This window comes from Roseibium sp. MB-4 (assembly GCF_053005265.1).
Window position 1 is genome coordinate 628877 of the sequence record NZ_JBRKQB010000002.1, and the last position, 23777, is coordinate 652653.

Annotated in this window: 25 protein-coding genes and 1 tRNA gene; 5 read left to right on the forward strand and 21 right to left on the reverse strand. The window is 56.7% G+C overall.

The window, feature by feature from the left end; translation table 11 throughout:
• Positions 1 to 9: 9 nt before the first annotated feature.
• Positions 10 to 630 carry a GNAT family N-acetyltransferase gene (locus tag ACVDG4_RS14010; protein ID WP_447235503.1) on the reverse strand — a complete coding sequence of 207 codons (621 nt, stop codon included), beginning with the start codon at positions 628 to 630 and terminating at the stop codon, positions 10 to 12.
• A 157-nt stretch (positions 631 to 787) separates the two neighbouring features.
• On the opposite strand from ACVDG4_RS14010, the gene ACVDG4_RS14015 reads away from it, so the two are divergent.
• The gene (locus ACVDG4_RS14015; RefSeq protein WP_306148790.1) at positions 788 to 1069 is read left to right on the forward strand and encodes a hypothetical protein; all 282 of its coding nucleotides are present in this window, start codon (positions 788 to 790) and stop codon (positions 1067 to 1069) included.
• A gap of 121 nt (positions 1070 to 1190) precedes the next feature.
• Complete coding sequence (locus ACVDG4_RS14020; RefSeq protein WP_133945905.1) at positions 1191 to 1472, forward strand: flagellar biosynthesis protein; 282 nt, start codon at positions 1191 to 1193, stop codon at positions 1470 to 1472.
• Between the two features lie 5 nt (positions 1473 to 1477).
• Here the strand turns inward: ACVDG4_RS14020 and flhA are convergent, their stop codons facing one another.
• The 9 genes from flhA to ACVDG4_RS14065 form a co-directional block, all read right to left on the reverse strand.
• Positions 1478 to 3655: a flagellar biosynthesis protein FlhA gene (gene flhA, locus ACVDG4_RS14025; protein ID WP_209180940.1), complete on the reverse strand. Its 2178-nt coding sequence runs from the start codon at positions 3653 to 3655 to the stop codon at positions 1478 to 1480.
• 65 nt (positions 3656 to 3720) lie between these two features.
• Positions 3721 to 5073 (reverse strand): sigma-54-dependent transcriptional regulator FlbD, encoded by a 1353-nt coding sequence (flbD, locus tag ACVDG4_RS14030; protein ID WP_447235504.1) that lies wholly within the window; start codon positions 5071 to 5073, stop codon positions 3721 to 3723.
• A gap of 12 nt (positions 5074 to 5085) precedes the next feature.
• Positions 5086 to 5421: a flagellar motor switch protein FliN gene (gene fliN, locus ACVDG4_RS14035; RefSeq protein WP_133945899.1), complete on the reverse strand. Its 336-nt coding sequence runs from the start codon at positions 5419 to 5421 to the stop codon at positions 5086 to 5088.
• On the reverse strand, positions 5418 to 6110 hold the full coding sequence (locus ACVDG4_RS14040; protein ID WP_447235505.1) for a FliH/SctL family protein: 693 nt from the start codon (positions 6108 to 6110) through the stop codon (positions 5418 to 5420). Before ACVDG4_RS14040 ends, fliN begins: the two co-directional genes overlap by 4 nt.
• Positions 6111 to 6148: 38 nt before the next feature.
• Complete coding sequence (gene fliG, locus ACVDG4_RS14045) at positions 6149 to 7198, reverse strand: flagellar motor switch protein FliG (RefSeq protein ID WP_209174422.1); 1050 nt, start codon at positions 7196 to 7198, stop codon at positions 6149 to 6151.
• Positions 7198 to 8814, reverse strand: coding sequence for a flagellar basal-body MS-ring/collar protein FliF (gene fliF, locus ACVDG4_RS14050; protein WP_209174423.1), 1617 nt, complete (start codon positions 8812 to 8814; stop codon positions 7198 to 7200). Before fliF ends, fliG begins: the two co-directional genes overlap by 1 nt.
• A gap of 313 nt (positions 8815 to 9127) precedes the next feature.
• Complete coding sequence (gene sciP / locus ACVDG4_RS14055) at positions 9128 to 9403, reverse strand: CtrA inhibitor SciP (RefSeq protein ID WP_008194991.1); 276 nt, start codon at positions 9401 to 9403, stop codon at positions 9128 to 9130.
• 312 nt (positions 9404 to 9715) lie between these two features.
• Entirely contained in the window at positions 9716 to 10402 is a 687-nt protein-coding gene (locus ACVDG4_RS14060; RefSeq protein WP_447235506.1) for a flagellar hook assembly protein FlgD, read from the reverse strand.
• A gap of 30 nt (positions 10403 to 10432) precedes the next feature.
• Entirely contained in the window at positions 10433 to 12574 is a 2142-nt protein-coding gene (locus ACVDG4_RS14065; protein ID WP_447235507.1) for a flagellar hook-length control protein FliK, read from the reverse strand.
• Positions 12575 to 12944: 370 nt separating this feature from the next.
• On the opposite strand from ACVDG4_RS14065, the gene mnmA reads away from it, so the two are divergent.
• On the forward strand, positions 12945 to 14123 hold the full coding sequence (mnmA, locus tag ACVDG4_RS14070; protein ID WP_447235909.1) for a tRNA 2-thiouridine(34) synthase MnmA: 1179 nt from the start codon (positions 12945 to 12947) through the stop codon (positions 14121 to 14123).
• Between the two features lie 115 nt (positions 14124 to 14238).
• Positions 14239 to 14315: transfer RNA gene (locus ACVDG4_RS14075), tRNA-Met, on the forward strand.
• Positions 14316 to 14546: 231 nt separating this feature from the next.
• On the opposite strand, the gene ACVDG4_RS14080 is transcribed toward ACVDG4_RS14075, so the two are convergent.
• The 5 genes from ACVDG4_RS14080 to ACVDG4_RS14100 all read right to left on the reverse strand — a co-directional run bounded on the left by ACVDG4_RS14080 (position 14547) and on the right by ACVDG4_RS14100 (position 17481).
• A complete protein-coding gene (locus tag ACVDG4_RS14080) occupies positions 14547 to 14813 on the reverse strand; it encodes a hypothetical protein (protein ID WP_447235508.1) in 267 nt (88 codons plus the stop codon).
• A complete protein-coding gene (locus ACVDG4_RS14085) occupies positions 14803 to 15615 on the reverse strand; it encodes a hypothetical protein (RefSeq protein WP_447235509.1) in 813 nt (270 codons plus the stop codon). The genes ACVDG4_RS14080 and ACVDG4_RS14085 overlap by 11 nt, the downstream gene beginning before the upstream one ends.
• Before the next feature lie 70 nt (positions 15616 to 15685).
• Entirely contained in the window at positions 15686 to 16384 is a 699-nt protein-coding gene (locus ACVDG4_RS14090; protein WP_447235510.1) for a pyridoxal-phosphate dependent enzyme, read from the reverse strand.
• On the reverse strand, positions 16353 to 17270 hold the full coding sequence (locus ACVDG4_RS14095) for a DNA methyltransferase (protein WP_447235511.1): 918 nt from the start codon (positions 17268 to 17270) through the stop codon (positions 16353 to 16355). Before ACVDG4_RS14095 ends, ACVDG4_RS14090 begins: the two co-directional genes overlap by 32 nt.
• Positions 17271 to 17286: 16 nt before the next feature.
• A complete protein-coding gene (locus tag ACVDG4_RS14100; RefSeq protein WP_447235512.1) occupies positions 17287 to 17481 on the reverse strand; it encodes a Com family DNA-binding transcriptional regulator in 195 nt (64 codons plus the stop codon).
• Positions 17482 to 17651: 170 nt separating this feature from the next.
• Here ACVDG4_RS14100 and ACVDG4_RS14105 point away from each other — a divergent pair, with 170 nt between their 5' ends.
• Positions 17652 to 18683, forward strand: a complete 1032-nt coding sequence (locus ACVDG4_RS14105; protein ID WP_447235513.1) for a hypothetical protein — start codon at positions 17652 to 17654, stop codon at positions 18681 to 18683.
• Between the two features lie 14 nt (positions 18684 to 18697).
• Here the strand turns inward: ACVDG4_RS14105 and ACVDG4_RS14110 are convergent, their stop codons facing one another.
• The 6 genes from ACVDG4_RS14110 to ACVDG4_RS14135 form a co-directional block, all read right to left on the reverse strand.
• Positions 18698 to 19717 carry a phage late control D family protein gene (locus ACVDG4_RS14110; RefSeq protein ID WP_447235514.1) on the reverse strand — a complete coding sequence of 340 codons (1020 nt, stop codon included), beginning with the start codon at positions 19715 to 19717 and terminating at the stop codon, positions 18698 to 18700.
• Positions 19714 to 19956, reverse strand: coding sequence for a tail protein X (locus ACVDG4_RS14115; protein ID WP_447235515.1), 243 nt, complete (start codon positions 19954 to 19956; stop codon positions 19714 to 19716). Before ACVDG4_RS14115 ends, ACVDG4_RS14110 begins: the two co-directional genes overlap by 4 nt.
• On the reverse strand, positions 19953 to 20354 hold the full coding sequence (locus ACVDG4_RS14120; protein WP_447235516.1) for a hypothetical protein: 402 nt from the start codon (positions 20352 to 20354) through the stop codon (positions 19953 to 19955). The genes ACVDG4_RS14115 and ACVDG4_RS14120 overlap by 4 nt, the downstream gene beginning before the upstream one ends.
• Positions 20351 to 22591 (reverse strand): phage tail tape measure protein, encoded by a 2241-nt coding sequence (locus tag ACVDG4_RS14125; protein WP_447235517.1) that lies wholly within the window; start codon positions 22589 to 22591, stop codon positions 20351 to 20353. Before ACVDG4_RS14125 ends, ACVDG4_RS14120 begins: the two co-directional genes overlap by 4 nt.
• Positions 22592 to 22778: 187 nt before the next feature.
• Positions 22779 to 23258, reverse strand: a complete 480-nt coding sequence (locus ACVDG4_RS14130) for a hypothetical protein (protein ID WP_447235518.1) — start codon at positions 23256 to 23258, stop codon at positions 22779 to 22781.
• An 11-nt stretch (positions 23259 to 23269) separates the two neighbouring features.
• Positions 23270 to 23776, reverse strand: a complete 507-nt coding sequence (locus ACVDG4_RS14135; protein WP_447235519.1) for a phage major tail tube protein — start codon at positions 23774 to 23776, stop codon at positions 23270 to 23272.
• Position 23777 lies beyond the last annotated feature (1 nt).

Here is a 23777-nt window from a genome sequence, read left to right on the forward strand (position 1 = left end):
ATGCAGCGATCAGTTCTGGCCCATCAGGCAAGGAACATGCGGCGCGGTTTTACTGGCATACAATCCAAGTCCACGCGGATCATCCGCCACTTCGATGGCCCGTTTGTAGGGCTTAAAACCACAGGACTGATAAAACTTCAGCGCTTGGGGACTGTCCGCCGTACAAGTGTGCAACCACAAACGTTTTGTTTCAGGCCGCGACCAAGCCATCTCTACCGCTTGCGCCATCAGCCACCGGCCAACACCTCCACCAATGGCGCTTGGCACCAAGCCAAAGTAGGCGAGCTCGACATTCTCCGGGTCGGCGTAATTCAGCTCCAATGTGCCAACCGCATTACCGGCGCGCAGCGGAAGGAAGTTTTCGCGAGCGGGTTCCGACAAAAGGGCCTCCAATTCGGCGTCCGGCTTAATCAATCGTCCAAACCAGATCCATTCCTCTCCGACTTCCCGAAACAACGCCTTGTACTCGGAAGCCGATGGAGACGACCAAGCCTCCAAGGCAATATCAGAGCGCTGCGGAGCAAGCGCTTCTGAGGGCCTTTCGGTCATTTCCAAATAGGTGACAACAACGGCAATTTTTGTGTCCGGCACTTCCGTATAACCGTCGAGGTTCAAAATCGGATTTGGCATAAAAACTCCAATGAGCAACACTTTTCAAAGTGCATGTATCAGCTGATTAACCGTAAGCCAAGAATCGCTCGATACCTCCGGTTTTGCATCATACACAAGCGCAATCCGTTAACTGTTCTGAGCGCATTGCACCTTTGACGAAACATTGGAGGCCGCAATGCCGGTCACTGGATCAAAGTTTAAAAACAACTTCTTCCGCACACGAGATTCCCGCAAAAAAGCCTGGGCGAGGAACGACCAAATCTGGAATCTGCGGCGGTCAAGAGCTATTCAAAAAAGCCAACACATCGGCACCCAACTGGTGAACTCGGTGTTGCGGATCAATCAGGCATCGAACGAACTGCAAGCGCTCCACTTGATGAAAGTCCGTCTTTATAATCCCGATGGCGGCTACAACACTCCGTCCGCCATCGCAACCCGCATCAACATGCAGGTTTGACGACCGCTGATACGACAAGAACGAATTCAGTCTCAGAGACTTTGTGTGCAATACGCATGTTGATTAACACGCTGTTAACCATGTTTTGTGAAGGTCGATGCGTATCCAGGAGAGATGCGCAATGCCCAAGGTCGGAAATTACATCCAGCGTGACTATCATAAACGTTTCAGCTCCAAGCGTACGGCTCGCTGGAAAAGCTACAACGAGGGTTGGTCACAAAAGCGCTCAAATTCCCTCCAGAAATCGCAGGCATTGAGAACGCAGCTCACAACTTCTATTACGAACATCACAATCGCCTCGGGAACGCAGCAGGCCCGGTTTTTCCTCCAAAACGCCTCTGCACCACAATCAACCTATGCCAGCCCGACTGCCGTGGCCGCACGGGTCAATGTTCTCATTTGATGGTTTCAGATTGAACCTATCGTCTTCAGTTTGATGCGGGGATGGACTTCACCCTGGCTCATGACCGTTGTATGCGCACGGAAGCGTTCCACAATGGAGCGAACGAATGGCCGGGTTTGCGGCGAGGTCAACAGAACAGGAACCTCTCCTTGCTGGGCCGCTTCTTCAAAGGCGTCGCGTACAACCCCAACAAATTCTTGAAGCTTGCTCGGCTGCATCGCCAGCTGACGGTCATCCCCCTCACCAATGATGGCCTCCAGGAACGCCTGTTCCCATTGTGGCGACATGGCAATGAGCGGAAGGTACCCACCGGCTGCAAGATTGGCTGCACAAATCTGCCGGCCGAGCCGCGTGCGGACATGTTCTGCAATCGTATCCGTATTGCGTGTCATGCCGGTTGCTTCCGAAACGCCTTCCAGGATCGTGCCGAGATCGCGCACGGATATCCGCTCGTTTAGCAGGGCCTGCAACACGCGCTGAACGCCGGACACGGTGATTTGGGACGGGATCAAGTCTTCGACCAGCTTGGCCTGCTCGCCCTTGAGTTCTTTCAGGAGTTTCTGAACATCCCCATAGGTCAGCAATTCGCTGATGTTGTTCTTGATGGTCTCCGTCAGATGGGTCGACAAGACGGTCGCCGGGTCCACAACGGTGTAACCGCGCAAAGAAGCATCTTCGCGGTATTGCGCCTCGACCCAGGTCGCAGGCAGTCCAAAGGTCGGTTCTGTGGTGTGCGTGCCCGGCAGTTTGACCTGCCCGCCAGCCGGGTCCATAACCATGAAGTGGTTTGGATAGAGAATGCCGCGCCCGGCCTCGACTTCTTTCACCTTGATCACATAGTCATTTGCTCCAAGCTGAATATTGTCGAGGATGCGGACCGGCGGCATGATCACGCCCATGTCGCCCGCAATCTGGCGCCGCAAGGCCTTGATTTGCTCGGTCAGGACATCAGAATCGCCGTTGGCCTTGCCATTGATCAGCGGCAGCAGTGCATAGCCAAGCTCGATCCGCAGTTCATCCATCTTAAGCGCATCTGTGATTGGCGGCTCCGGCGGCGGCTGCGGCGCTTCTTCGATAGCCTTGACCACGGCGGCCTTGGCCGCTTCCTTCTTCTTGTTCGCCCCGACCTGATAAGCGAGATATGCGGCTCCCGCAGCAAGGCCCAGGAATGGGATCATCGGCATGCCAGGCAACAGGGCAAGCACCACCATAACGGCAGCCGACATGCCCAGCGCCTTGGGGTAGCCTGTAAACTGGCTTGTGAGCGCCTTGTCGGCGGCTCCATGAACCCCTGCTTTGGAAACAAGCAGGCCGGCAGCAGTGGACACGATCAATGCCGGAATTTGGGAAACGAGACCATCACCAATGGTCAGAAGCGTGTAGTTGTTGGCAGCTTCCGAGAAGGTCAGCTCCATCTGCGCGACACCGATGAAAATGCCGCCCAGAATGTTAATAAATGTGATCAGAAGGCCCGCAATTGCGTCTCCGCGGACGAACTTCGAAGCACCGTCCATCGCCCCGAAGAACGAACTTTCATCTTCCAGAGCCTTACGGCGAGCTTTGGCCTCCGATTCATCAATAAGCCCGGCAGACAGATCAGCGTCGATCGCCATCTGCTTACCCGGCATCGCGTCCAATGTGAAACGGGCCGCGACTTCCGCGATACGGCCCGAACCCTTGGTGATGACGACGAAGTTCACGATCACCAGGATCGCGAAAACGATAATCCCGATGACGAAATTGCCGCCCATCACCAGATTGCCGAACGACTGGATGACATTTCCCGCAGCAGCCGTGCCTTCATGGCCGTTTGCAAGGATCAGCCGGGTCGAGGCTATGTTCAGGCCGAGCCTCAACATTGTCGCGATCAGAAGAACCGTTGGGAAGGATGAAAACTCAAGCGGTTTTTGAATGAAGAGTCCTGTCATCAAGACGAGGACGGAGAAAATGATCGACACCGCCAGGAACATGTCCAGCATGACCGGTGGCATCGGCAGGATCAGCAGCGTCAGGATCACCAAAATACCGGTCGCAAGGCCGACATCGCCCTTGCGCAGCGTATCAATGATTTCATGAACGCTCGGAAAACCCGAAACGGCAGCGCCGGATGGCGCTCCGGAAGCGCCCTCCTGCCCGGTATTTGGTCCGGTTGGACCGCCACCACCTGCTGCTGTGTCTGACATTTACGATGTAGATCCCATTCCAAACTGACGCGAATTCAGCTGCTGTATGTCAACCTGCTACTTGATTAGCCCCGTGCCTCGCCCGGGCTCGGCACTTGAACGCCCTCATCCGTGTACTGATTCAGCTTGTTGCGAAGTGTCCGGATGGAGATCCCGAGGATTTTTGCCGCGTGCGTCCGGTTCCCGAGACAGTGGTCGAGCGTGTCCAGGATCAGATCCCGCTCCACGTCGGCAACTGTCCGGCCAACGAAATTCCGGGTAACAGCCTCAGCAGTTTGCGCCGCCCGTTCTGCAGGTCCCCGCGCAGCGCTCAACGGCGTACCGTCTGGCATGCGAATGGCATCGACACCGATCTCAGCCCCACTTGCCAGAAGAATGGCGCGGTGCATGGTGTTTTCCAACTCACGAACATTGCCCTGCCATTGATTGGACATCAGGGCCTGCCGCGCTTCCAGAGAAAGCTGGCGGATCGGCACGCCATTGGCTTCCGAATAGTGGGCAATGAAGAACTGCGCCAGCTCCATGATATCAGCTGGGCGTTCGCGCAAGGGCGGCAGTTTCAGATTGACGACATTCAGGCGGAAGAGCAGATCTTCCCGGAAGCTTCCAGACCGCACACTCTCCGCAAGATCGCGGTTCGATGTCGCCAGAATGCGAATGTTCACGGGTACAGGCCGTGTGCCACCAACCCGGTCAATGACACGTTCCTGGATCGCCCGCAGCAGTTTTGCCTGCAGCCGGACATCCATTTCCGAGATTTCGTCCAGAAGCAGCGTGCCACCATCGGCTTCCTCGAACTTGCCGATCCGGCGGGCAACTGCGCCTGTGAAAGCCCCCTTCTCGTGTCCGAACAATTCGGATTCAAGAAGATGTTCTGGAATGGCTGCGCAATTGATCGAGATGAATGGCTTTGACGCGCGATTCGAACATTTGTGCACGTGACGGGCAATCACTTCTTTACCGGTCCCCGATTCCCCCGTGATCAGGACGGACGCCTCGGACGGTGCTACCTGTTCTGCAAGTTTCACAACGGATGCCATAGCGTCGTCGCGGTAAATCAGATCGCCGCGATCCTGGGCAACGGCAGCAAGAACGGCTGCGATCAACTCCGGGTCCGGAGGCAGCGGGATGTATTCCTTCGCTCCGGCACGAATTGCAGAGACGGCGGCTTGCGCATCTGTTTCGACACCGCAAGCGACCACAGGCACATGAACCCGTTCCGTCTGCAGCTTGGCGATCAGACCTTCGATATCGAGGTGAACTTCAACCATCAAAAGATCGGCGCCACGGCCGGACCGCAGGACTTTCAGTGCTCCTTCGACGTCATCGGCGTGCGTGACCTGAGCTCCACGCTGCATGGCGATCTTCGACGCTGCAGTGAGCTGGCCGCCCAGAGTTCCGACAATCAGCAGACGCATACGATCCCTCTTCTATCGATCGGTCTTGATGATTTCCGTCATGGTCACACCGAGTTTGTCCTCAACGAGAACAACCTCTCCACGTGCCACTAGGCGATCATTTACATAAATATCAATGGCTTCCCCGACTTTGCGGTCGAGTTCCAACACCGTACCTGACGCGAGTTTCAGCAGGTCCGACACATGCATTTTCGAGTGCCCCAGGACCGCCGAGATCCTAACCGGAACGTCGAATACCGCTTCAAGATCGGCCGCCGACTGAGGATTATGGATCTCCTCAGCCTCTCCAACCCGGTCCGGCGCTTCCAATTCATCCAGAGGGATGTTTGTGTCTTGTTCGTCACTCATGCCTCAGTGTCTTTCTCAGATGCTCCATCGGCCTTCGGAGCCGGTTTCGGAGCGCGCCCTGTTTTCAAATACGCGCGGATGCTGCCATCAATTTCAGCTTCAAGAGCTTTGCGGTCCCGCCGAATTCCGCCATCCGCCCACTCGATGTGGCAATCGCCTCTGGCAATCTCCGGCTCGCCAAGAATGACCAAGCGCCCCTCGAAACCCTTTTCATGAATAATGGGGTCGACCTTGGCCTTAAGCGCTTCCACGTCCCGCTCAGCCACACGAATGACGAGATGGGGTGCCCGCCGCAAAGGGCCCAAACACTCTGACACCAAAGCAACGGTTTCTGCCAGTGGCTGCCGGGCAATCAGATGTGCGCAGAGGCGTCTAGCCACAAGAAATGCAAGGCCGACAGCATCCTTCTCCTGATTGGCAACGGATTCGTCGATGGTTTCCAGTACCCGGCCCACGGCGGCCACCAGATGCCCAACCTCTTCCGTCAACAAGGTCTCTTGTTTGGTCTGCAAGTCCTTGAGCGCCTGAACCCGGCCTTCTTCAAATGCCTGCGCCTTGGCTTTTTTAAGCTGGGCCTGGTGGTCGGCGACCGGCATCATCGGAATTTCCGGTTTCGGCGGCTCAACAACTTCGGGCTCTTCGGGCTCCGCGAAGTCAGTGTTGAACAAAAATTTAGACGGGTTCGTCATCGTGCCCAATCTCGTATATGTCCCAGCCTCGTGCCGCATTAGTAGATGATCTCTTCATCGCCCTTGGATTTCGAGATCATAATCTCACCCTTGGCAGCCAAATCCTTGGCTTGATTGACCATTCCAGTTTGCGCATCGTCTACATCGCGCAAGCGGACCGGTCCCAAGGCCTCCATATCGTCCTGCAACAGCTTCGCGGCACGCGAAGACATATTGCCAAAGAAGAATTCGCGTGCTGCGTCCGTAGAGCCCTTCAGGGCGATCGCAAGCTGATCTTTCTCTACATGCCGCAACAAGGTCTGAGCACTTGCCGCGTCCAGCTTCAGCAGATCATCGAAGGTGAACATCAAGGTCTTGATGCGATCTGCCGCTTCACGGTTGTCCTCTTCCAAAGCTGCCAGGAAACGGGCTTCGGTTTGACGGTCGAAGTTGTTGAAGATGTCAGCCATCATTTCATGGCTGTCCCGGCGTGAGGTGTTGGTCAGGTTGGACATGAATTCCACCCGCAACGTTTGCTCGACCTTCTCCAGAACTTCCTTCTGAACCGCGTCCATGCGCAGCATCCGGCTGACAACTTCGAGCGCCAACTCCTCAGGCAGGATGCCTAGGACGCGCGCCGCGTGATCGGAATTGATTTTCGACAGGACCACCGCAACGGTCTGCGGGTACTCGTTCTTCAGGTAGTTCGCCAGAACGTTTTCCTGAACGTTGGAGAGCTTCTCCCACATATTCCGGCCTGCAGGACCACGGATCTCCTCCATGATGACAGAGACTTTGTCGCCTGGCAGAAAGGTCGCTAGCAGCCGCTCTGTGGCATCCACGTTTCCGGTCAACGCGCCTTTCGAGCTGATGCGGCGCACGAAATCCTTGAAGAGATCCTCAAGCATGTTCGGAGTGACAGGTCCGAGGTTCGCCATGGCAGCGGACACTTGCCGGACCTCGATCTCGTCCAGTTTATCCCAGATGGGCGCACCGTGAGATTCACCGAGAGCAAGCAGCAAAACCGCTGCCCGCTCTGCGCCCTTTAGCTCGCGCTCTTCCTCATCAACGCTGACTGTGAGGTGTTGTTGTAGCTGATCGCTTGCCATTACGCCGCCTGCTCATCTAGCCAACCACGGACAATGTTCACGGCCTCGGTTGGATGATCAGAGATCATTTCGCCAACCTTCGCGATCGAACTGGCCTGCAGTGCACCTTCTTGTTTTGCCTGCTCCAACCATTCGATCACGAATTCATCTTCTTCCTCTTCTTCCTTCGGCACTTCGCTGTCAGCGACCAACGTACCATCTGGGCCGATCACCAACTCCTGCGGCTGCCGCTCTTCCGGTGTCACGATACGGCGCAGAAGCGGGCGGACAACGAAGAGGAGGAGCAGAATTGCGATCAGGAACAGGACCCCAAGCTCTGCAAACCGCATAATATCAGAGCGCGTAAATTCAAAAAGACCATCTGCTTCAGCAATGTCGAGTTCCGGCGGCAGGGCGAATTGAAGATTGATCACTTCAACAACATCGCCGCGCGCTTCATCGAACCCCACAGCTGAACGCACAAGCACAGCAATCCGGTCGAGAGCTTCCTGCGAGCGCGGTGTGTAGACGGAATTGCCATCTCCATCAGTCTCGTAGGTGCCGTCCACAAGCACTGCGACCGAAAGACGTGTGATACGGCCAGCTTCAACGACTTCCGTGCGTGTGGATCTGGAGATCTCGTAATTGACAATCTCCTCGGTCAGCGAAGACGTATCTTGCTCTTCAGCGTCGTTGTTCTGATTTGCGTCGGCATTTGGAAGCTCGTTTCCAACCGTGACCTGCCCGTCTTGACGCGTGCTGGACGTCGCTTCTTCCTTCGTCTGGGTCGAGCGGACGACCTGCCCTTCCGGATCAAAGGTCTCTGTCGTCTCTGTCAAACGATTAAAATCGATATCAGCGTTGACGCGCACCCGGGCGCGGCCTGGCCCGACAACGGAATTCAGGATTTCCTCGACCTGATTGCGCAGGCGGCTTTCGATGGCAGTTGAACGCTCCTGCAGCCGGGCAGATACCATACCCTCGTCATCGCTGCTTGCGCCCGACGCCAACAAGCGGCCGGATTCATCGACAATTGACACTTTATCCGGGTCCAGCCCGTCAACGGCCGTCGCCACGAGATGCTGAACCGCTCGGATTTCGCCGGGCCCCAGCCCCCCACGCACGTTCAAAACGATTGAAGCAGACGGCGGGCGCCGGTCTCGCTGGAACAGCTGGCGCTCAGGGATCACGAGATGAACACGCGCGGAGCGGATCCGGTCGAGGGAGCTGATCGTGCGCGACAGCTCGCCTTCCATTGCACGGAGGTGATTGATGTTCTGAACGAAGCTGGTCGCGCCGAGCGTGTCGGAGCGGTCGAAAATCTCGTACCCGATGGAACCGCCTGTCGGGAGGCCTTCAGCGGCGAGTTGCATCCGCAAACGCGCGACTTGCTCCTGCGGCACCATGATGGACGCGCCTTCGCGGGCCAACTTGAACTGCACCCCCTGACTTTCAAGCTGGGAGACGATCGCTGCGGAGTCTTCAAGGGTCAGCTCGTTGTAGAGCGTCGTCATCTGCGGCGCAGTCACCCGGAAGATGATAAACGCAAAGACACCGACCAGGATCGCTGCAACGGCCCCCATCGCCGCGATCCGCGCTGGTCCCAGTGTTTTTATGAATTCAATAAGTCCGTTCACGAATGCCCGCCCGCATCTTTCGCCTGCCACTTGCCCTTATCGGCAGAGTCGGCAAATCACGCCATGCCTCTGATGGGCAAAATTTGCCGCCCGGAAGGTTAACAAGAAGTTAACAAAACATTATCAATGCGGGTGAGTTGGCTGATTTCTGCGAAATTCGCTAAGGCATTTTGCAACTGAAGTGGGGAAAAACTGCCCACCTCATTAACCTTTGGATAAGTTTACCGAAAAAGCGCGCAACAAAAAAGGCCGGCTAAGCCGACCTCGTCGCACCGCCCCCACGCGGTCGTTAATATCTTTGGCTGTCAGGCCATCAATTCCGGTATTGCTGGATCCGCGTTGCGCGAAGCCCTGCCAATCCATGTTTTTCGATCGAGCTCTGCCAAGACAGGAACTCTTCGACTGTCAGGGTATACCTCTGACAGGCTTCCTCGAGGGATAATAGGCCGCCCCGCACTGCTGCTACCACTTCCGCCTTCCGCCGGATAACCCAGCGCTTGGTAGAGGTAGGTGGAAGATCCGCAATCGTGAGCGGGCTCCCATCCGGGCCGATGACATATTTTACACGCGAACGAATTTGTTCGGTCATTGTACTCTCACACTAACCATGACCAAGGTTGAACTAGAGACTACACAATGACGCTTAACAAACGACTAAAGCAATATTTGACTTTTATTAACTATAATATCTGGAATCTGTGAATGATATTTAGGGATTGATGAATTCATTACTTCAAAAACAAGTGAAACTTATTAGGTTTTGTTAACCATAAGCCTGCCGCCATGCAATTTGCAATGCAATGCGCTGAAACCCCCTCAAGATGCAAAAATGCAGGGCGTCAGCTTGTACTGGCACCCTGCAAAACCACTAATTTCAAGCAAATTACTTAGCCAACGAGATTTAGATAGACCTTACGGACTTTACCGCGCTCACCGGAACTGAGAGCTCCCCAATCCTTAGGAACGGAACGGCTCCGCTAAAATCCACTTCATCAACGACACCCGAGACCTCGATGGATGCGGGCTCGGCATTCCCGGCACTGTCACTTACATCCAGCTGGATCGTGTAGGCGCCCTTGGATGCCGTGCCTCCCAAGTCAGTGGTCCCATCCCATGTGTAAGTGCCACCGCCCGCCTTGAGCTCGATTTCCCCGGAATAGACCGTCTGCCCTGCATCATTCAGGATCTCGACGGTCCCGGTCGCATCCTCCAGGACATCGTATTTCCAGTTCGCCTGACCGTTATCGAACATTGCCGTCCCGCCAGCGGCCGTCACTTCGGTGCCTATGTAATTCACGTAGGCAGATGACTGATTGCTGGAAAGCAAACTGATCATCTCTTCGAGGTTCTTGTTCGTTTGAATAGACTGCTCGACATTCGAATACTGAACCAGCTGGTTGGTGTATTCAGCAGAATCGAGCGGATCCAACGGATCCTGATTCTGGATTTGTGTGGTCAGCATGCTGAGAAACAATTCATAGTTCGCCGACAAGCCCGCTTCACTGGCCTGCGTACTGGATTGGCTCGACGATTGTGTCGTGCCACTTGTGCTGTTGGTGGTGCTTGTACTCGGTGAAAAAAAGGTCATCACACTCTCCTCAGGCGCTCTAGGCGCCCATTAAATCCTTAAATCCAGGCCGCCGCGCTGCTCTGCCAGCGTCATCCTGAGAAGTTGCCCGTCCATGGTCTCATCCGCTGAGGCATCCCCGCTGCCATCCGCTTCGGCATTGGCTGTGCGAGATTGCCCGTTTTGCTGTCCCTGTTCATCCTGGGATGCAAACTGTTGTCCGGGCCCTTGTTTCAGCGAAAACTGCAGATCATTTGAATTGGCGTTCAACCCTGCCGCCTCGAGCGCGCGCTCCAAACCGCGCTGATCCCGCAGGAACATGTCGAGCGTTTCGGGACGCTCAACAATCAGATGCGCCTGAACGCTGCCATCCGCTGCAACCTTCATGTTGACATCAACTCTTCCGAGCTCGGGAGGATCAAACCGCATCTGAAACCGGGTCTGCGCGTTTTTCAGGTTGCGTGCCATCTCAACTGCGACCTGAGAGGCCAATTGAGAGCTTTGTGCCTGATTTGGCGTCTGCAAGGCTTCGGTTCGGGCAGCTCCTTGCATCTCACCACCGCGCACGGTCGCGGTGAAATCAAGGTCCGCACCCAGATCTGTTTCAAAAGCCGATGCGGGGAGAATTTCATCCGCGATGATTTCATTTGAGAGAGCAGCTGCAGGGATAGCACTCTGCTGACCAGCTCCGCCGCTACTCTGCATGGCCACCATCTGCGGTTGGCTGTTGCTCGGTCCCGGCATCTGCGGTGTCGCGGAATTCACCGAAGGCGCCTTCGCCCCTGCGAACAACACCTCTCCAGCAGGTCTGCGCTCCAAACGCACAGGTTCAGCGTCCGCATCGACAGCAAGGTCATCAACACCCAAATCCGCACCACCCTGCTCTGCTATTGCTGGCTGCGGGATGGTGGAATTCGTCGGCCTGTTTAAAACGGCAACCGGCGTCACAGGAGGCTGTGCGCTTGCTGCCGGAGCCGGTTGCGCTTGAGGCATCGACGGGATCACCGGCGCAGGTCTTGCAGCCTCAGGCGCAGCTGGTTGACGAACACTTGCCTCATCCTGCGTCGCAGACACCTCTGCGGTCTGCGGAGCCGCGACAGGCTGATTATTGACCGCAGAAGAAATACCTTGCTGTGCGTTGAGTTGTGCGCCGCCCTGCGCAGACGTGTTCAGAGGCTTTGCAACAGGCTCTTTGGACCCGGCGGCCTGCGCTGCGGCTTGAGCCCTCGCCGCTTGTTGAAGCGGATCGAGAACTTCGCCGGAAGCATCAGCCTGAGCAACCGGTAAGTTTTGCGATGCCGCTTGAACCATGGCGGACTGCGAGCGCAACTCCGGCGGCAAACTTACCTGCCATTGCCGCTGCTTTGGCTCAATGATCGGCGCATCACTTGTCCGGCTGAGACCGTCCTCAGCGGCAGATGATGGTGATAGCGGCTTTGCCGGATCGGCAGCCTTAACCACCGTTGCTGCCGCTTTTCCCTCCTGCCCAGCCACATCACCGGCAGCAGTTTCAATCTGCTGAGCGATGATCGGCTGACGATTTACCGGAGGCGGGAGATCAGAGACATCCTGTGAAGAGCTGGCAGAGGCTGCCTCGGACACCACGCCTGAAGATGGCGAACCAGTGGCGCCCATTCCATTCGAACCTAATGCAGACGCAAATTCCGGCTTGCCGGCAGCACCTGCCTTCGCAGCAACTGCCTCGCCCTGAACATCACCACCATTGTTTCCAGCAGCAGTTGCATCGCCGTCAGCGGCGGGACGAACAAGCGGAAGGCCCGCCTCTTCCACCAATCCGCCATCTTCAGCAGCAGGAACAGGTTCAGCAGCATTAACGACTGGGGCTTCACCAGCAGCAGCCTGCCAAATCTCCCCCAAACTTCCAGGAACGGCAGCACCGGGGTCATCGGCCAGGACAGCACCGGCCTCCAGCGTCTCGTCACCCGCTGCAGCTTCAGAACTCACAACGGCGTCGTCAGCAAGCTCTGCCGCATCGGCCTTCAGCGCATCCAGGTTCGGTGCTGACTGATTGCCAGAGACAGCGCCGCCCTCTTGCGCAACACTGTCAGGCGCCAATGCCTGCAGGGTCTCCTGAAGATCATCCGAAAACTGCCGAAACCCGTTCTCGGCTTTCCCCATGGGCCCGGCAACACTCGCGCTGCCACGATTGGCAGGCGAAGAAGCGGCAGTCATATCGGTCATCAATCCAAAAGGCAGCACAAGAGCACCTCAATATAATTTGCCCGCAATTGGGCAGACAGCGTCACAAAATGAGAAAGCAAACCGCGGGCCAGTTTCAAAAATCCAGTCAAGGCATTGAAACTCAAAACATTTGAACCCTGCCAACCTGACACCAACCAGCCATAACGCGGCAAGCTTTGCCGCTCCGGCAATGCATGCCGGGTGCGCACGGCTCGCAATTGGCAAGCAGCATCCTTATCTGTATAGTGCGCCCCAATTGGAAATGGCCCGAGGAAACAAGCGTTTCCCGGCTGACCGGACACGGCGCTTACTGAACGCCTGTGACCGGCAGGGCCCGAACTTTCTGAAAGTGCCTTTGAACATGTTGAACAGTCTGGATCTTCCCGGCCGCCCCGAAGACACGCGCGTGGTCGTTGCCATGTCCGGCGGCGTGGACAGTTCCGTCGTTGCCGCGCTGATGCACGCCGAAGGTTATGATGTTATTGGTGTGACCTTGCAGCTTTATGACCATGGCACCGCCGTCGCCAAGGCAAAATCATGCTGTGCGGGCGTCGACATCCATGACGCACGCCGGGCCGCCGAAAAGATCGGCATCCCGCACTACGTGCTCGACTATGAAAGCCGTTTCAAGGAACAGGTCATGGACCGGTTTGCCGACAGTTATATCGCTGGCGAAACGCCCATTCCCTGCGTCTCCTGCAACCAGACCGTCAAGTTCACCGACCTTTTGAAAACGGCAAAGGATCTTGGTGCGGATGCCTTGGCAACCGGCCACTACGTTCGCTCGGCAACCCAGGGCAATAAGCGTGCGCTCTTCCGCCCGACAGACCTTGACCGGGATCAGAGCTACTTCCTCTTCGCCACAACGCAGGAACAGCTGGATTTCGTCCGCTTTCCGCTCGGTGGCATGCCGAAGTCTCAAGTCCGTGCCCTTGCCGAAGAGTTCGGGTTGTCGGTTGCCAACAAGCCTGACAGCCAGGACATCTGCTTCGTGCCGAATGGTGACTATGCCGCGGTGATCCGAAAGCTGCGGCCAAACGCTGCCGAACCTGGCGAGATCGTCCATATGGACGGCCGGGTCCTGGGTGAACACAACGGCATCATCCACTTCACAATCGGCCAGCGCCGAGGCATTGGTGTGGCCACGGGCGAGCCGCTTTATGTGGTGCGCCTTGATGCGGACGAACGCCGCGTGATCGTGGGCCCGCGTGAGGCTTTGGCAACACACACGATCCTGCTGCGCGAGATGAACTGGATTGGTGATCAGCCGCTCGATGAAGGCGACGAGATCGAGGTCTTTGCCAAGGTCCGCTCCACCCGCCCGCCGGCCCCGGCGACCTTACGGATATTGAACGGCAAGGCCTTTGTTGATCTTGCCAACGGCGAAACGGGTGTCGCACCCGGTCAGGCGTGCGTTTTCTTCGACAGCGATGACGAAACGGCCCGCGTCCTTGGGGGCGGCTGGATCCACAAGACCGAGCGCACCGGCACTTGGGCGGTGGATTTTCCACAAGCGCAAGCCCCGGTTTCTGCCGCCTGATCGACGTTTAGAAAGAATGCGCGCAGGCAAGCATTCAACGCTTGACGCCTGCGCGCAGCCTAACTATAAGCTCCCCCACATCGCAGCGCTTTGAACAAGAAGCCGCTGATCGGATGGCGGGGTAGCTCAGGTGGTTAGAGCAGCGGAATCATAATCCGCGTGTCGGGGGTTCGAGTCCCTCTCCCGCTACCACTTTTCCAAGCCTATAAATTCTTACCCACGTCAGCCCGCTGAGGTTTCGCAATCACGTGGTATCCATCTGTATTGCGTCGGATAAAAATTGCGCTGATGGTCACCTCACCCCGTCCAGAAACTCGTGTAGCGCGCAATTTCGTTTGGCAAATCGCGCAACTTCATTTGGCACCCAGTTTAAAACCTGTTTGAAGGCCTGTTGAGGCAAGCGGCAACGGTTGCCATGCAGCTTCATGTCGGCGGGTGCAAGGTGATTGAGCCGCCACGCTGGCCACGCTGGGCGTGCTCGCACTGCGGACTTTGGCAGAGGAAGTTCCGGACGATCCGAGTTTCGTTGAAGACGACGTAGTCAGGCCCTAGCCGATCGATCAATTCATCCAGCTTCAATGTCCGGCCGACCCCGCAATAAGGATGCTTGCAATGGCCAACCATACGGTATCCGGCCGCCTTCAGTTCGCCCAAGGTCGAAAGGGTAACTGGCTCGGTTTTAGTCTTCACGCGGATAGGCCTCCAACAAAAGATCGAGCTCTCGCTTAATGGCCTCAAACCCGTACTCTACATAAAGGGTTTTGTCATAGTCTCCCAACCTATCTTTTAGAGAAACGAGGTGGGCTCCAAAACCTAAGTCAAGGGCGTGAGCCCCTCTCAGGTATGCCATGTACCGATCCCGCTGATCTCGAACACTCTTTTCCAGTCGCTCCCTTATCGTTTTGATTGCATCCGCTGTATCCAAGCCCTTCCTACGGACATATTCAGGACTAGGTAGTTTCGTGTCTGGACCATTGTCTTTCATGAAAATCTCGATGTAAGGACGAGATATATCAACAAGCGTGTCGAGGTCTCGGCGGGCTTGTTGCTCAGAGTTCATTTTCGCAGTGTCGGCCATCAGTTGCGCTTGTTTACCGAGAAAGTCTGCCTGTTCTGCCATCTCTTCTTTTTGGGCCTTCGCCACTTCGATTGAATGCGAAAGCTCCTTGCGCTGTTCTCTCAGTTCTCGGGACTGGATTATTACGGTGATAATCAGCCCGAAGAAGGCCAAGGGCGCGAATGTACCAGCAAGAAAATCACCGAACTCATTCAGTGTGAGACATGGATTGTATTGTGCTGGCATCGCTTGCAAAAACGGCCCGACTTCAGCCTGAGCACGCCATAGCCCGGTACACTGTGCTACATGCGGCCAAGCGAGATAACCGGCGTATACGAACCACCCAAACAGGACCATGGCTGCGGCAATAATGCCCCCCCAAAACCAACCAGGGTGCCATTCCCTGTCAGCATTCATTTCTTGCTCTTTGCTCAACGAACTACCCCCAATACAAAACGGCCCGAAGGCCGTTAATATCCGTTGTCTGGTAGGGTAAGCGATTCAACTAGCCGTGCACATTCCAAAATAGCACATCTCCGGCCGGGCGGCTGGTTTGCAGCAAGCGCCACGCCTTGGCTTCATAGTTCGGGTGCAGCGGAAAAGGTGCGGCCAGGCGCTCTTCCTTGCTGAAAGGAACTCCGGCCCCATAGACCGTTGCGCCGCTGATCTGCGGCAGGTCCCGGCCGACCTTCACAATGTGCAATTCAGCGCCGGGCCATGCCGCTCTCAGGGACTTGGCAAGGGTGCCGCTGCCGCCTGCACACCAGACGGCTTTGGGTGCGATCTTTAGCGTTTCGGCCGCGCTGGTGACCGCGCTGCTTTGACCGCCGCCGCCGAACGGAACAAGTTTCGCCCCTCGTTCAATCGCGTAGGCTTTGGCGCGGCTTTGAAGCACGGAGAGATAGCCCGGCCGGACTTCGATTATTCTGGCGCCATACCGCGCCGCCTCGGCCGTGTAGCGGGTCCGCTCCGCGCGCCAGGGAACAAACAACGTGGCCTGTCGGCAAAGCTGATAAGCAACGGCTGCAAGCGCGATCTGAGCAGCGCCAAACCCCGGCCCGGCATAAACGAATTCATCGGCCTTTGACCGGCTCATCAGGTCGCGGAAAATCCGTGCCTTTGTCCCGCCCAGCAACAGGTCATCACGGACCACCTTTATGCCATCATGAGTTTCAAGGATCGGGGAAGGTAAAGGGCGTGACATGGCCGATATGCTCCGTTGCGCGTTTCGGGTCGCCTTTCACAAAAACAAGCACGTTTTGATGTGTCTTGCCGAGCTTGCGGGACCCTTCGAACTGGCCTCGAACCCGCAAGGGAAGCGAGGCGATCTGGGTCACCAAAACCCCGTCGTTATAGAAGTGCAACTGCGCATCTCTACATGCCGCAATTGTGTCGGCTACGAACCCCCGGTTTATCCCCTCCTTGTCACGAAAATCGCCAACCACAAAGACCGCAAAGCGGTCCTCAGCCAGCCGGGCAGCTGCGTTCTTGACCGCTTGCCGGAAACCGCCCAAAAACAGGTCATAGGGCATGTTGGACAGGTCTTGCGGGTCGTCGGAATAGCGTTCCAAATCACCATAAGGCGGGCAGGTCATAATCATGTCATGAAGGCCACGCACCCCAGATTGATAGAGACGCACAGCATCCCCGACTTTCCAGCGGGCTCGGTTGGCAACGTTGAGCCGCTTGGCCTGTTCCCGGTTCTCGGTGATTTGATCCTCAGATATATCGACGCCAAGATAGGACCGCCCCATAAGGGCGGAGACGACCCCGCGCACTGATCCGCCTGCGAACGGGTCCAAAACTCGGCCGTTCGGGGGCGAAAACCAGGCAATCAACAATTCGGCCAGAACCGGGTCAAAAATACTCTTGGACATCCAGTCAGCGGGCTCTTGGGCATGGCCCTGCACAGTTGCCCATTTTGTCATGGCGTCGGCATAGCCGCTCAGCAATTCATCCTTGCGGCCCTTGCCGCTGTCGATGCCCAAATCTAGCCAGCGCCGCTTTCGGTATTGCCACCATTTTGCGCGGGCATCCAAAACGGAAAACGGCGGATAGATAAAGCTGTCGTAGAGCGCACCTTTGCCCATGGGCTTCTCCATATGATCAGGCGCTCTTGTGGCGTTTGGAGTAAGGCTCGGATGGCTCTTTGGGGACGGGCTCTTTCTGATCGGGGACCAGGGGCCTCAAACTGGTGAGTGTTCCGCATCGCGGGCACTTGATTTCAACAGGGCCGATTATCGCGTTTTTTGCCGACTTCATCAAGAGACGACGGCAACTCCCGCATCGTATTTCTTCCATGACAACCTTATGGCGACTCAGCCACACTGACCCGGCTCGCGCGAGCAAAGCGGGTGCGGCGGTTATCTTGTGTGACTGCTGGGCGGGTTCTTGGTTTGGCGATTGAGGCCCGCCGTCCGGATTTCGGTCCGGACCACCCGTCAAGGCGGAATAGAGATCATGGATAAGCGATGAAAAAGCCTCATCCCGAATGGATGGAAAACTGCCTCTTTTGGGCAACTGCAATTTGGGCGGTCATCAGCTTTGTTGCAGGGTTGATCGTTGTAGTCGTGATCCTTTTCACTGCGGACTACATGGGAGGACCAGAGCAACGTGCAAGAGCGTTCACACCGGTCCTCGGTTTCTTTCTGGCTGCCCTTACGTTCTTGACAGTTATGTGGCGCGGAATGATTAACACGCGTCAGGCACATGAAGATAAGCGTCAAAACGACAGTCGAGACAAAGCCGATCAGGCAATTTTGTTGGAGAAAGCTGCCGGTTTCTTGTCCGCGAATGATCTTGCTACCAGGGGAACCGGGTTGGCGATGCTCGAAACAATCGTTAGAGCTCCTGATGGTCTTTACTCTCAATATGCGCTCGAACTCGCGACCGATCAGCTGGTGCCTTGCTTCGAAAACGATGGCGATGGAAAATCCGCCGTCATTGAGAGGATATACGCTGTTCTTCAAGCCGGACATGAGCGCGAAATTTGGCCGAAATACAGGCGCATCTTCGAGTTTAAGGAAAACACTAAATTCAGAAATCCAATGCTGCAGCTGACTAACTGGACCCCAGTTTCCAAATTTGTCGGAGCTTTTTTTCACCTTGGTGCTGCAGAAATTGAATGTTTGAATTCCGAAAAGGCCAAACACTGGAGCTTTGAACGATGTAAATTCGCTCCGCGCGCCTACTTGTTGAACAGTCGCGTCAAACCGCTCACCGTTTCGGACCACTTTCACCAGTGCACATTCAGACAAATTCCGATCGGTCGGATTGAAGATTTTTATGGGATCTATAGCGAGAATGTGTTCACACAGTGCGACCTGTCGAATGCCGTTTTTGGAGAGCTTTCCGATATTCAAAGAAACAAGTTTTCCAAGTGTTTCTATCGGGAGGGACACCAGCCAAAACTGCAGGATGATCCAGTTGATGAGGAGGAAGTTGAATTCAGAAGATTTTTGAGAGGACTGCAAGAACGAAAAAGACTGCGCTCTAAAGCCTAAGACGAATACCCCCCTCACGCCGCTTTCTCCTGTGTCTCCACGTCCACCGTCATGACCCAGCCGTCATCCGGCACAATGTCATGGATGACGGTTTCCGCCTCCCACGGGATGCTGTCGATCGCACTGCCGTAGCCGGACGGGATGAAGGGCGCACCTGCGAGCGCCTGCGGCTGTCCAGGACCGGTAAACGAGCCGGTCCCGGTGTAGCGGGCGAGCTGCTGTGCAAAGGCTGAGGATCCGCGCCGGGCTTCAACCTCACTGGCGAACGGATGAAGCACGGCAGCAAGGCCGCCCTGCCGGTTCCCAGCGCTTGAGCGCTCGGCCTTCGATCGACCTGTCTTCGGATCGAACCAGCCGCCCTCGATCGCGCTGTGTGCCGGGCGCTCCTCGATCTCCACTTCATACTCAAAACTCGGATCGTGCCGCATCAGGATCGGCGGCAAGGTGCGGCCACTGGCTGACTGGCCTGCACCCCGTTCCATGACAACCAGCTTCCCCGCCTGGGGCTTCAGGATCCCGCCGATCTCATCGGCGAGATCCGTTGCAAAATCCAGCGGGCTTTGACGCCAGCGCAGCCGGTACGGGATCTCGATGTTCTCAAGCGCGGGCGCAACCACTGCCGGGACGCCAGCGTTCTTTGCAAGGTCGCGGAAGATCTTGCCCGCCGTGCCGAACCCGTTTTCTGTGTCATAGTGCTTGGAACTGGCTTCCTTCATCTTCTCGATGAAATCAGCCGCCCGGCAGACGATCTCTTTGACGTGGCCGTTTTCGGGATCCCCGGTGAAGCGAACATGGCTGAAGCTGTAGGCCCCGAGCATGGGCGGGCGGGTCCGATCGTATGCAGCCGCGATCGTGTAGAGCGTTCCCTTGGGCGGCACGTCCTTACTGCGATCGGAAAACCGCAACACCGCTTCATCGCTCTCATAACCCGCGTGGTCGGTGACCCTGACGCCGATCAGGTCAGACCCCCAAAACGGAACCAGATTGCGCTGTGTCGGGCCAATGACTTCCACATAGGGACGGCTCAAACTCATTCCCAAGGCCTCGTCATTTCTTCCTCAGCCGGTTCCTTGGCTTCGGGTAGCGCCAGCACGGTTCCAAAGGTCATCATGCCAACGCTCGGCCGGATCTTTTCCGCAAGACCTTGATTGGCTTCCAGAAGGCGTTCCAGATTGCCGCTTTCCTCGCCATAGAGGCGGCGGGCAACGCGGTCCTGCCGCTCTTCGTCTTCGGTGATGACCACCTTTCCGATGATTTCCAGTGTGTCTGTCACGGCGTTGTCCCCACGAACAAAAGCCCGATTTCAGCAGTCAGGATCCGCCCACGTCCGGACCACGGATGAATGCGGTCTTCATCGATCGAATGGTCCCGGATAACGACAGACCCTTCCAAGTGACCGGCAAGGTTTGCGGCCAGCCGGAAATAGGTCACCTCGTCCTGATTTTTGAAGTGCTGGAGCAACCAGCCAAGCGCGTCGAGGCCGCCCAGGATGTGCGGAACGGTCATGATTTCCAGACGACGGGTTTGTTCGCCCAGGCCCGTTTTCTGGTAGTGCATGCCCTTGAACGTCGGGTGTCCCGGAAACCGGGCTTCCCCCTGATCGGTCAACCGCTGCGGATTAAGGCCGATCACTTTTAAACGGGCGTTGCCGATGGAGATCAAAGTGCTCATGCGAAGGATCCAAGATCATGAAGCGCCCGGTTCCGAGACCGACGAATGGCGCGGTTCTGTTCGCGGGTGGCATAGCGCGCCGTGCGTTGCGGATCCGATGTGCCGTTGAACGTCTGATGGACAACCGGACCGGCACCGCCTGCGCTCGATCGGGTCGCGGCGGCCGGGCTCGCCGATCCGGACCCGGCCGAGAATTGCGGCGAGATGGTCGGCGTCGCGGTGAAGGAAAACCGGCTTTCCAGATTGTCGGCAACCGAGCCCAATCGCTTGGTCTCCGCTTCCAAGGCTGCGGCGAACTTTGCCCCGGCTTCACTCCCGGCCGACTGAAGATGTCCGGCCGTATCGCCGATGTCCGGGATCAGACTGGATTGTTTGCCCGGAAGCCTGCCCGGTTTTGCGCGCGGGACGTTAGAAGGCCGTTCCGGTACCGGCGTTTCGGTTGCCGCGCCTTGGACCTCACGAGCACGCTGCAACTCGGCTTCCATTTCCCGGAGCCGGAGCTGCAGGTTAGTACGGCCCGACGCATGAATGTCTGGCATGCCATTGGTTGGTGCGCCCATGTCATCGAGACGCGCCCGCATGTCTGCAATGTCGGCTTCCAGACCTTCTACCTCAACGCTCTTGAGGCGCTTCCGATCGGCGCGGCCTTCCTCCATGCGCCGCCATTCGGGATGCAACCAGCCAAGGAATTCGTCGCGGATCGGCCCGATCGTGCTTCCCCAAGTCTCGCCAAGGCTTGCCCCGATCTGTGCCCATGCCGCGTCCCGGCGATCTTTCTTGCCCTTTGGGCGATCGGCCAGAAAATCATAGTCTTTGTCGACACCGCCCCCAGACTGGTTGCGAACGGCATCATAAATTTCGGAGTACAGATCACGTTTGGTGAGAAGTGGCCTTAATGCCGCCTTGGCCTGCATATCGCCGAAGAGTTCGCCAATCTTAAATTCATCGCCGCCAGTCAAACGTTCCACTTCGTCCAAAAGGGCAAGCACATAAGGTGTTCCGCTCGCCTGCGCATTCTCAGCGAGTTTGGGAAGGTCAACACCTTTTTCCTTGAAGTTTTTCACCGTGTCCGGACCGGACATTTTGCTGAGGAAGTTTTGCAGGTTTGTTGCCGCGCCGCTTTCCATCCCGGCCCCCTTCCGGGTGATCTGAGCCAGTGCAATCAGCTCGGCAGAGGCATCAAGACCGGTGCGACCGCTGGCAGCATAAAGTGCCCCCAGCTCCGGAAAGTACTTGGCCATGGCCTCGATCTCGAATTCACCTTCCTTGCCACCTTTGACGATCTGATCAAGGAATGCAGGAACATCGCGATCGGTTATTCCCAAACTGTTCATTCCCGAGAGCACAGCGTTGGCCATAATTGACGGATCTGCGCCCGAGGCGTTCGCTGCCTTGGTGGTCGGATCCAGCAATCTGTTTTGTTGGTCTATCGGAAAATTGGCTGCGGCAAAGACATCACGAGCGGCATTGACGTCGGCGGTAGGGCGTCCGTATTTCAGGGCCAACGTATCATTGCTTTCGCGGATGGTGTCCACGGCTTCCGGAGCCAAGACCTCTGCTGTTACGGCGACCCTAGCAGCGGCGTCATCAAGGCGGTTAAAACCATCTTCCAGCTGCGTTAAACCCCGCAGGATGTTATCGACGGACGCAAAGGCCAGGAGACCGGCAAAGGCATTGCCGGCAGCCGTGCCCAGGCCGCCCATAACACCTGTCAAACGTCCAGCCGGACCATTGATAGCCGTGTGTGCGTTAAGCCTGTCGTCCAGAGTGCCAAGCTTGGTCCGCGTCCGGTCAATCTCTCCGTTCAGCCGGTTGAACTTTGTCTTGTCCACTTTCTCAAGACTACCGGCTGCACCATTGGCGGCACGGCCGAGATCCTTTAGCTCTCGTTCCGCCTTATCCGTCTTCAGCTGGTTCAGCTTCCGGATCTTTTGGGCTGGCAAGTCAAGCTTGCCGGACAGGTGCCCGGCTGCAGCTTTCAAGGTATTGAGTTCGGCTTCAACGCGGTCGGTTTTCAGACCGTTTAGGCGGGTGACCTTCTCGGCTGGAAGGTCCAGAGCTGTTGCCGCTGCCCGCGCGTTGCGCGAGACATCTTCAAGATCCTTTTCAAGTTTGCCCGTGCCGGTGCCGTTCAGCCGTTTGGCGGCGGCTTGGATGTCCTTTAGGTCTTTCTCGGCGCGGCGGGCGTCACGGTCCTTGTAGTCAAGGCGCAACCGCATGGAAACGTCAAAGGACAAGGCGGGGTCTCCTGCTATTCAGATGGCACGGCTCTCGCCAGCAGACCAAAGGTTTCACCGTGGACCCGATCGGCTTCATGCCACCACAACAGGCAATCGCACCATTCCATGGCAAGGACTTGTGGCAAGGGCGTGTGCAGGGTATTCGCCACCCTCGCGGCAAGCGCTCGCCAGTCTTGCGGGCGCGCTACGAGCCTTTCGCCGCTTGCAGCATTTGTGGAAAAAAATCCCGGCATTTCCCGACTACAACATCACCGTCCTCGTCCATCAGCCCGCGCAGAACAGCAGCCGGATAGCCCGTCATTGCCGCATAGACATCATAAAAGTCTGCCGGTCCGTCAGACGCATCGAGTGCCCTGCCGACCTCGGCCACGGTCAAGCGCCGGACAGGGATCTCTGTCACCGGTTCGCCGTTCCAACGGAAAGGGTGTTTCAAGATGTGAACATCCTCACGGGTGGAAAGGTCGGACAAGAATTCCAGTTTCTCAACCGGCTTGGGTTCAGCTTTCGAGGCGGCAGATGCTTCCGCAGATCCTGTTTGCAAAACCGAATTGTCCAGGTCATCATCCAACTCGGGCGGTGGCAACGGGATATCTGCCAGATCAACGTCGATGCCGGATTGATCTTCGGTTTTGTCTGTCTTGTTGACCTTGGTGGGGTTGGTCATGAGATCCTCGTTTAAGCGGCAGTCAGTCGGTTGTGTTCGGCGGAGTAATCAACGCCATTACGGACAATCTTGTTGGCGAAAAAATCGAACATGTGGATCCGCTTGCCGTCCATGATGTCCTCGTATGTGACGATCGAACCGACCTGATAGCCGGTTTCCCCTCCACGCTTGCCAGAGACACGGGGTGGAGAGACTTCGGACACAAGGCCTTTGAGGATGACGATCCGGCCCTTGTTGATGCCCTGCCGGATGTCACGAAGGCGTTCATAGTAATAGAACGTTGTCCAATCCCCGGCCTCAGCTCCGAACAGGCCACGCACGTCTTCGTGTGCACCGTGCAGAGAAAAAGGCGCACGCAGCGGCTCGATCTCGCCAGGAAGGTCAAAGTTCATCCAGCCGCCGCCCGTTGAAATGGTGTCTTGAACACGGGAGAGGTTCGGCAACTGAACGCTGGAGAGGCGCAAACGCTGATTGAGCGTGTCAACGTACCAGTTTGCGCCGTAAATCAGGCTGTCCATA